This is a genomic window from Streptomyces sp. DSM 41931 (assembly GCF_050271085.1).
GTDB lineage: Bacteria > Actinomycetota > Actinomycetes > Streptomycetales > Streptomycetaceae > Streptomyces > Streptomyces albogriseolus.
Genome location: NZ_CP189903.1, coordinates 117,195 through 123,832, shown reverse-complemented (window position 1 = coordinate 123,832; position 6,638 = coordinate 117,195). Strand labels below are relative to the sequence as shown.

General features: G+C 76.0%; 6 protein-coding genes. All 6 read right to left on the bottom strand.

Translation table 11 applies throughout. The features are described 5' to 3' along the window. Window positions 1–115: 115 nt before the first annotated feature. Window positions 116–814: a response regulator transcription factor gene (locus tag ACP7TJ_RS32555; protein ID WP_228916380.1), complete on the bottom strand. Its 699-nt coding sequence runs from the start codon at window positions 812–814 to the stop codon at window positions 116–118. A 135-nt stretch (window positions 815–949) separates the two neighbouring features. After that, the gene (locus tag ACP7TJ_RS32550) at window positions 950–1,771 is read right to left on the bottom strand and encodes a 4'-phosphopantetheinyl transferase family protein (RefSeq protein ID WP_244353828.1); all 822 of its coding nucleotides are present in this window, start codon (window positions 1,769–1,771) and stop codon (window positions 950–952) included. Between the two features lie 50 nt (window positions 1,772–1,821). After that, the gene (locus ACP7TJ_RS32545; RefSeq protein WP_208840481.1) at window positions 1,822–3,594 is read right to left on the bottom strand and encodes an acyl-CoA dehydrogenase; all 1,773 of its coding nucleotides are present in this window, start codon (window positions 3,592–3,594) and stop codon (window positions 1,822–1,824) included. Further along, window positions 3,591–4,547 carry an aromatase/cyclase gene (locus ACP7TJ_RS32540; protein ID WP_427767673.1) on the bottom strand — a complete coding sequence of 319 codons (957 nt, stop codon included), beginning with the start codon at window positions 4,545–4,547 and terminating at the stop codon, window positions 3,591–3,593. The genes ACP7TJ_RS32545 and ACP7TJ_RS32540 overlap by 4 nt, the downstream gene beginning before the upstream one ends. After that, window positions 4,537–6,318 (bottom strand): FAD-dependent oxidoreductase, encoded by a 1,782-nt coding sequence (locus tag ACP7TJ_RS32535; protein WP_246532192.1) that lies wholly within the window; start codon window positions 6,316–6,318, stop codon window positions 4,537–4,539. Before ACP7TJ_RS32535 ends, ACP7TJ_RS32540 begins: the two co-directional genes overlap by 11 nt. Then, window positions 6,308–6,616 carry an antibiotic biosynthesis monooxygenase family protein gene (locus ACP7TJ_RS32530; RefSeq protein WP_167743302.1) on the bottom strand — a complete coding sequence of 103 codons (309 nt, stop codon included), beginning with the start codon at window positions 6,614–6,616 and terminating at the stop codon, window positions 6,308–6,310. The genes ACP7TJ_RS32535 and ACP7TJ_RS32530 overlap by 11 nt, the downstream gene beginning before the upstream one ends. Between the last annotated feature and the right edge of the window lie 22 nt (window positions 6,617–6,638).

Sequence of the window (6,638 nt, the reverse complement as noted above, 5' to 3'; positions counted from 1 at the left end):
CACACTTCCCCCAAGGTCCGGGCCATCCGCGACACAGGCGGCGCGATACCGGCCCAGCCTCTCCGCCGCGGTTGACAGCCCGCTGACCGACGCCTGATGCGCGACGGCGGCGCCGTCAGCGCAGGCCGGACTCGAAGGCGTAGATGGCCACGTGCACCCGGTTGCGCAGGCGCAGCTTCTGCAGCAGGTTCTGCACATGCGTCTTGACGGTGTGCTCGGACAGCGTCAGCGCACGGGCTATCTCGGTGTTGGACAGACCGCGCGAGACGAGGTCGAGGATCTGGCACTCGCGGGCGGTGAGCCGGTCCGGCGGCACGGGGGAGACGGAGGAGGGACCCGGGGTGCGGACACGGGCCGGCCGGTCGGCCGGGGCGGGCGCGCCGCGGGCCACGGAGTAGCCCGCGGCGGCCAGCGAGACGGCGGCGGCGAGCTGTACGGCGCTGGTCGTCACGGGAAGGTGGCCGCGCAGGGCGGGCTCGGGCCGGGAGAGCGGGCCGGCGCCTCCGACGGTGAGCACGGCGCCGTCCGGACCGACCGCCCGCAGCAGCGCTCCGGTCTCCTCCTCGTCGCGCAGTCCGTGCGCGAGCAGCACGTCGGGCTCGTGCGCCCGGACCGCGGCGAGGGCCCGGGGACCGGGCTCGTCCTCGCCGACGACGGTGATGTCGCCGTGCCCGTCGAGCAGGGACCTGATCCCCGCCCGTGCGAGGGCGTCGGGGCCGACGAGGAACAGCCGCACCCCGCATGTGGCTGCCGCCGCGCCCGGCAGCGCCCGCAGCACGGAGGTCCGCGCGAACCCGGTGGTCCGTTCCGTCATCAGACGCCCCCTCAGCACTCGTGGACGCTCCCGAAGGTAGCCGGGCCGCACCGGCCCGGAGCGCCGCGTCCAGCGGGCCTCGAGGCGGGGGCGAGCGGAACCGGAGCGGCTCCGTGGGCGCGCCGGGGACGGCGGTCATCGCGGGCGCGAGGCCATCAGGGACAGGAAGCCAGGGTCCAGCATCGTGCGCGCCGACGTGTCGTGGGCGGGGTCCAGGCCGGCGTCGTGACGGGCCACGCTCAGCAGGTAGCGGCCCTGCACCGGGTGGGTGGCGAAGGACCACTCGCCCCGGGAGGCGGGCGAGCCGTCGGGCGCCTGGAGCCGCCCGGTGCGCAGGGAGAAGCCGAACTCGGTGAAGCCCAGCCGCATCCCCTGGCCGAGCGCCTTGGTGTACGCCTCCTTCAGCGTCCACAGGCGAAGCGTTTCCGCGGTCTGCCGTCCCTCGGGGAGCGGGGCCAGCTCGGCGGCCTCCGTCGGGGTGCACATCTGCGCCCTGAGCAGGTCGAACCGCATGCGCCGGTCGGCGGGTTCGGCGTCGACGCCGATGCGGCCGAGGCGGCTGAGGCCCACGGCGAGCAGGTCCCCGGTGTGGGTGAGGCTGACGTCGACCTGGTCGAAGCCGGGCAGGTACGGCCGTCCGCCCAGGCGGTAGGCGAGGTCCAGGGCCTCGGGCGGGACGCGCAGCGCCGCCGCCGCCGTGTACTTGATCAGCAGCCGCGAGGCGAGGAAGCGGTAGCGGACCGTCGGGTCGGGGGTGCGCCGGTAGCGCGTCCAGTCCCGGCCCAGCAGCCGCCGCAGCCGGGGCTGGGCCAGGGCCGCGGGCAGCCACTCGCCCCACGTGGTGTGGACGACGGCGTGTCCCCGGCCCGCGAGGTCGTCGTGCACGCGCTGCCACGGTCCGGTGGCGCGCGGCACGTGCACCGGGACGGCGACGCCCGGTCCGTCCGTGAGCTCCAGGTCCACGGTCCCTCTCCCTTCTTCCGTCCCCCGCCGTCCGGCCTGCCGTGTCATCCGGCGAGAGGCGCGTCGTACAGGTCGAAGCTGCGGCCCTCGCGGTGGCGGGCGAGCAGTTCGCCCAGCACCGTCGCGGTGACGCCGTCGGGCAGTTCGGGGACCGGGACGCCCAGCCGGCGGCCGATCCGGCTCAGGGCGAGCACCGCCCAGGCCGGGTCGTCCAGGAAGGAGCCGGTGCCGTCCTGGCCCAGCCACACGCCGAGGCAGGCCGCCGCCGCGAGGACGAGGCCGTGACGCTCGGCGAGCATGCAGGCGCGCGGGTCGACGAGCGCCGAACGGGCCGCCTCCGGCAGCGCCGCGCACTGCGCGCGCAGTGCCCGGACCTCGGTGACGAAGGACTCCGCGAGGTCGGCGAGCGCGGCCCAGGCGGGCCCGGCAGGGCGCAGGGCGCCGATCCGTTCGGCGCTGCCCACCAGGGACGCGACGAGGACGTCCTCGCCTCCCAGGACGCTGAGCCGGCGGTAGTCGAACGCCGGGAGGGGCGCCTCGGGGAGGAACAGGCGGCCCGGAGGCTCGTCGGTGCGCAGCCACGACCGCCGGGCGAGCGCCGGCAGCTGGGGGACGAGCACGGCGAGGCAGGCCGCCGTGCCCGCGTGCCCGAGACCGGCCACCGGCAGATCCCGGACGAGCTTCTGGAACCCCCCGTACAGCGGCCCCCGGTCGTGGCCGAGGGCGCCGAGCACCGTGGACAGCTCCTCCAGGTTCTCGCGCAGCAGGTCCGGCACGGTCAGTTTGGCGGCGGCGGCGATCAGATGGGCGTCGTCGGGCAGCAGGCTCAGCGCTCGCAGCCCGGTGACCGCCATGCTGTCGCAGGCCAGCAGGTCCGCGAAGACCCCGGCCAGCACCGCGTGCCAGCGGCGCGCCGGGAGTCCGCCGTCCCGGCCCCGGGTCGCCGCGCGCACCGCGAGGCGCAGCACGCTGTCGACGCCGGCCACCACGGTGCCCGGGATGAGACAGCGGTTGACCTGATAGGTGCGCAGGGCGAGTGACACGCCGTCACCGGTCTCCCCCACCAGCGCCCGTGCGGGCACGGGACAGCCGTCGAAGGCCAGGCCGGAGAAGCTGCTGCCGCGCATGCCGGTGGTGGCGGCGCGGGGCAGCCGGCGCAGCGCGCCGGCGGGGAGTTCCGCCGCGTCGAGCAGCAGGACGGAGTGGCTGCGCGGTCCGGCGGCGGTCGCGGTGCGGGCGTACATGACGAAGGTGTCCGCCCGGCCGGCGTTGATCACCACGTCCTTGCGGCCGTCCACCACGAACCCGCCGCCGGGGGCGGAGCGGGCGCTGAACTCGTCGCGCAGGATGGCGTTGGCGTGGGCGAGTTCGTGGTGCAGGATCGTCACCCGGCCGGCGCCGCCGCGCAGCAGGCGCCCGGCGACCTCGGCCCGCTGCCCGTCGTCGCCGGCGGCCCACACGGCCGAGGCGCCGAACAGCGCGGTGATCCCGAAGCCGAACCCGAGCGCCACGTCCCGCCGGAACAGCGGGCGCAGCACGCGCGCCAGCACGTCCGGGCGGGTGAGCCTGCCGCCCAGTTCGCGCGGGACGAACTCGGCGGCCAGACCCGCCCGGGCGAGCAGGGCCTCGGTGGCGGCCGGGGTCTCGCGGCGGTCGTCGGCGGCCAGCAGGGCGGCGCGGCCGTGCGGGTTGCGGGCGTCGTCCGGGTCGCCGAGGAGCCGCTCGTAGTGGTCGGCCCGCTCGGCCCCGCCCGGCGGGGCGGGGCCCGGTCCGGCCGGCGTCCCGCGGGCGGACGCGGGAAGCGTGCCCGTGGTCACAGGACCGTGACCGCGTTCTCCGCGTGGCTCTTGGCGAGGTTCATGGTGGCCGTGCTGTTGCGGCCCAGCGCCTCCCGGACGTAGCGGCGCGCGGCGGCCACGGTGGCGCCCTCGCCGAGGACCCGCTCGATGTTCTCCTCGCGCAGGACCACGCTGTGCCGGGAGACGACGGTCGCACCGGTCTCGTCCTGCTCGACGGTCCACTCGCCGGTGTGCGCCGACATCAGCAGCGGCGTCGCCGTCTGCTTGTAGACGATGCGTCCGGCGTCGGGGAAGCACACCCGCACGGACTCGGTGGTGTGCGAGGAGCCGTCGGCGGTCAGCGTGTCCATGGACATGACCTGCACGCCCGGCTCGTCCTCGACGACGTCCAGGCGGGAGACGTGCGGGACCAGTTCGGGCCAGTCGGCGACCCGGTGGAGGAAGTCGTAGACCAGCTCGGCCGGGCCGTTGACGCGGACGGAGTCCTCGAAGGTGAGGACCAGCTCGTCGAGGTTCGCCCAGCGCTCGGCCAGCGCCTTGATGTTGGCCAGCTCGGCGGTGCTGTTGGTGTCCGTGGCGCGCTCGACCCAGGCGACGGCCCCGGGGTCGTCGCCGTCGACGGTGAAGTCGTGCAGCAGGGTCAGCTTGCACCGGTCGGCGCCGAGGGGTTCGACGATCCAGGTGCCGCCCATGGACCGCACGGGCCGGGCCGGCAGCTCCTGGCGGAACTCGACGCGGCGTGCCACGGCGTCGAGGACCCGGCGGGAGGTCCAGGACTTGACCTCGCCGTTGGCGGTGGCCCACATCCGCAGCCGCTCGCGCTCGCCGTCGCACTCGAGCTGCTCGACGTGCACGTTGGGCGGGAAGTACAGCGGCCACTGGACGGCATCGGAGATCAGGCCGTAGACCACGCCCGCGGGCGCGGCAACGGTCACGTCGTGCGTCGTGCGGTGCACTCGCTCAGCGGACATCTCTCTGCATCCTCATTTCCGAGGTCGGTGATTTCCGGTGGGTCGTGGCGGCGGGAACGCCGGCGGTTGCTCCGACGGTGTCGCGCTCCGCTCGACGTGCGGACGAGTCCCGCTCGAGGAGCGCCGCAGGGCGGGCCGGGGACACGTGCAGGGCGCGCAGGGCCTCCTCGAGGGAGGCGGGCGAGAGCAGGTCCCCCCGGGCGGCGAGATAGCCGTCGGGGCGGATCAGCGCCCAGCCTCCCGCGCCCAGTCCGAGCGCGGCCGGCAGCGCGCCGTCGGGGTCGGCGAGCGGGGCGGGGCCCGGGCCGGGGCCGACGGTGCGCACGGACAGCCAGTCACCGTGCCGGGCGGCGGCCTCCCGGGCCGTGCGCACACAGCCGGCGCCGGGACCGTGGCCGCCGGGGACGAACAGCAGCGTGCAGCGTACGTCCCGCAGTTCGGCGGCGAGGGCGGGCGCCGCGACGGCCGCCATGGCGGCGCGTTCGCCCGGGGCGGGCACGCCCGGCCGGCGCGGCACCATGACGGGGGCGTCGACGGGCGCCGCGACCGGTACCGGCTGCGGGCCGCCGTCCACGGTCAGCGAGCTGCGGGCGTAGTGCAGTCTGAGCCCGGAGATGCCGCCGAGCACCTTGCGCTGGACGGCGCGGCGCAGCGGCGGCACGTTGCGGACGACGCCGAACACGGCCGGCAGCGCGACGGAGGCCAGCGCGTTCTTCAGCTGCACCAGGAACGTCGCGGTGCGGGTGGAGCCGAGCAGGGCCCGGCCGACGGGCACGCGCTCCTCGCCGTAGGTGTCGAGCAGGGCGGGGGCGGCGTGCCCGTGGTGCACCAGCGCGAGCTTCCAGGCCAGGTTGTACGCCTCCTGGACGCCGGTGTTCATCCCCTGCCCGGAGGCGGGGCTGTGCACGTGGGCGGCGTCGCCCGCGACGAACACCCGCCCCTCGCGCATCCGCGGCACCATGCGCTGCTGGAAGGTGAACACCGAGGTCCACTCGGGTTCGCCGACCCGCACCGGACGCCCGAGGCCGGCCGACAGCAGGGCGGACAGCCGCTCGGCCGCGCCGTCCGCGCCGTCCGGACCGGGCGCGGTGTCCAGCAGCCGCCAGTGGCCCTCGCGTGCGTAGGGCACCATCATCAGGGCCTGGCCGCCGGTGTGGACCCAGTGGATGCTGTCCTGCGGCAGGTCGGTGTCGACCTGCGCGTCGGCGAGCATCCACGTGTCGCGGCTGTCGCCCACCAGGGGCAGGCCGAGCCGTTTGCGGACGGTGCTGTGGCCGCCGTCGCAGCCGATCAGCCACGGGACGGTGCACTCCTCCTCGCGGCCGTCGCCGTGCCGGAGAACGGCCCGTACGCCGGTGGGATCCTGCTCGAAACCGGTGAGGGCCACGCCCTGTTCGACGTCCACGCCGAGCCGGGCGACGGCCGCGCGCAGCACGGCCTCGGTGCGGGTCTGCTCGACGATCAGGGAGTAGGGGTGACGGGTGGGCATGGTGGCGTAGTCGGCCTCGAGGCGGACCAGCCGCCTGCCGCCGGCGTGCATCGTGAAGGCCCGGTTGGGGCGGCCCTCGCGCAGCAGCGGGCCGAGCGTGCCCATCTGGTCCAGGGTCTCCAGGGTGCGCGGGTGGACGGCGACGGCGCGGCTGGTGCGGGCGGGGGCGGGCGCGGCGTCGACCAGGCGCACCCGCATGCCCCGGCGGGCCAGTTCGTGGGCGGCGGTCAGACCGACCGGGCCGGCGCCCACGACCAGCACGTCTGCGGCTTCAGCGGGCACCGAGGGCCTCCGGGGCCCGGGCGTCCTCGTCCTCGTACAGGCCGGGCTCGGCGGTGACGAGCGGCCTGAGCCCGGCGACCAGGCGCTGGAACTCCTCGCTGGTGACGGCGGCGCGGTGCGCCGCGGCGCTCTCCCACTCGGCGATCTCCAGGTGGACGGCGGGGTCGCCGGCGTGGCGCAGCGTGCGGTGGCCGGCGTAGCCGGGCTGGGCCGCCATGTACGCGGTGAGACGGGCGCGCACGGCGGCGAACTCGTCCGGGTCGCCGTGCACGGTCAGCTTGTTGACGAAGGTCACCATGGTTGTCTCCTCGGTGTGTCGG

Coding starts and splice junctions, on each gene's coding strand:
- ACP7TJ_RS32555 (WP_228916380.1), bottom strand. CDS start 814: ATGACGGAACGGACCACCGGGTTCGCGCGGACCTCCGTGCTGCGGGCG.
- ACP7TJ_RS32540 (WP_427767673.1), bottom strand. CDS start 4,547: ATGTCCGCTGAGCGAGTGCACCGCACGACGCACGACGTGACCGTTGCC.
- ACP7TJ_RS32530 (WP_167743302.1), bottom strand. CDS start 6,616: ATGGTGACCTTCGTCAACAAGCTGACCGTGCACGGCGACCCGGACGAG.